Here is a 1,906-nt window from a genome sequence, read left to right on the forward strand (position 1 = left end):
TTGAAACGCCGCCCGGTTTGGGCGGCGTTTGTTGTTTTATTGCTGTTTTGGCTTTGGGTTATTCGGCGGCTTGTGTGGCGCCTTCGCCCTGCTTGTCGCGCAGACCATCGCGGAACAGCGCTTTGGCAAGGGCAACCATCATCAGCCCCATCACCATCGTGAACGGAAGCGCACCGATGATCATCGCGTTGCGCAGCGCGTCCAGCGGGTTGTTGTCACCCGCCGCAAGGATCAGCGTGCCAATCACAGCCGTCAGGATCAGACCCCAGATGATGCGGTGCTTGATGCCCGTCTCCTGGCTGCCGCCCGACATGATCGTGTTCATAACCAGAATGCCCGAGTCCGCAGACGTCACCAGGAAGGTCATGATCAGGATCACACACATCACATTCAGCATCGACAGCAGACCGCCGTCAATCATGTAGGACAGTGTCACGAACAGCTTGTTGGTGTTCGACGCACCGATGATCGCACCTTCAGCTGCACCTGCCAGCTCAAGATCAATCGCCGTGCCGCCCAGAACCGTCATCCACGCAAAGCACACCAGCGCCGGTGCGAACACGCAGCCCAGGATGAATTCGCGAACCGAACGGCCCTTGGAGATGCGTGCCAGGAACAGGCCCACAAACGGCGAGAACGCGATCCACCACGCCCAGTAGAACGTGGTCCAACCGGCCTGCCAGCCAAACTGACGACCCTGCTCACCTGCAGCATAGGCCGCAGCCAGTGTCGCTTCGTCCAGCTCGGCTGCTGCGCCCTCAAGACCGCTCTTGAAGCCGTCAAAGCTGCCCCACGCATTGGTCGCGCCGCCCATCAGGTCATTGGCATGCGCCTGCGCTTCTGCAGGCAAAGCCGCCGCAAAAGCCTCGGCCGACAGCGGACCATAGGCGTTAAAGCTAAGCGAGATGAAGTGCAGGATATAGTCCACCATCGCCGTGCCATAGGTGGTCATGGCGAAGACAAACGATCCAAACACAACAAACGTGCCCAGCAGGATGATCGACAGAACCAGGTTCAGGTTCGACAGGTACTTAACGCCCCGGCCAACACCCGACACAGCCGAGATGATCGACAGACCCATGATGACGACCAGACCAGAGATCAGGCCCACTTTGGACGGGGTCGGAACCTCACCACCAAAGTCCATGATCCATTCCATGCCCGTGATGGCATAGAGACCGTCGATGAACTGGCTTACGCCAAACCCGATGGTCACCGACACGCCCAGGATGGTCGCAACCACGCCCAGAACGTCAACGATGTGGCCCAGAAAACCGTTCATCAGCTTGCCAAACAGTGGCGTCAGCGCCGCGCGAATGGTCAGCGGCATGTTGCGCGTATACGCGTAATAGGCCAGCGACAGGCCTGTCACCACGTAGATCGCCCAGGCGTGGAACCCATAATGCAGATAGGTATAGCGATAGGCCGATTGCACCGCTTCGGGCTCGTTGCCCACAACGTCACCGGCAACCACGACCGGGTTCGATCCCCACAGGCCCAGAGGCTCGGCCGTGGCAAAAACCATCAGGCCCACACCCAGACCGGCACCGAACATCATCGAAAACCACGAAAAGTTCGAAAACTCGGGCTTCTCACCCGGCAGGCCCATCACCCGCTTGCCCGTCGAAGGGATAATCGCAACAACTGCCAGAAAGAAAAAGAACAGCCCCACAATCACAATGTAAAAGCTGTTGAAAACTTCCAGAAGCTTGAAGTTCCAGCTGCCCAATGTGCTGTTGGCATTGGCCGGAAACACCAAAGCCCACAGCACCAGAGCAACCATGATACCCTTACTGATCAGCGCAATAGGTACGCTGTTATTCTCATAAAAACCGCTATCCGCCGTCTTTATGTCCAAGTCCGTAAACGGCTCTTTTATCGACATAACTTCCTCCGTGTTGTCCGT

Annotated in this window: 1 protein-coding gene; it reads right to left on the bottom strand. The window is 57.6% G+C overall.

Going from position 1 to position 1,906, the window contains the following annotated elements:
• Window positions 1-58 precede the first annotated feature (58 nt).
• Window positions 59-1,885, bottom strand: coding sequence for a BCCT family transporter (locus tag ACR0DG_RS21405; RefSeq protein WP_480700564.1), 1,827 nt, complete (start codon window positions 1,883-1,885; stop codon window positions 59-61).
• Window positions 1,886-1,906: the final 21 nt, after the last annotated feature.

It is taken from the genome of Ruegeria sp. BG8 (assembly GCF_056538325.1).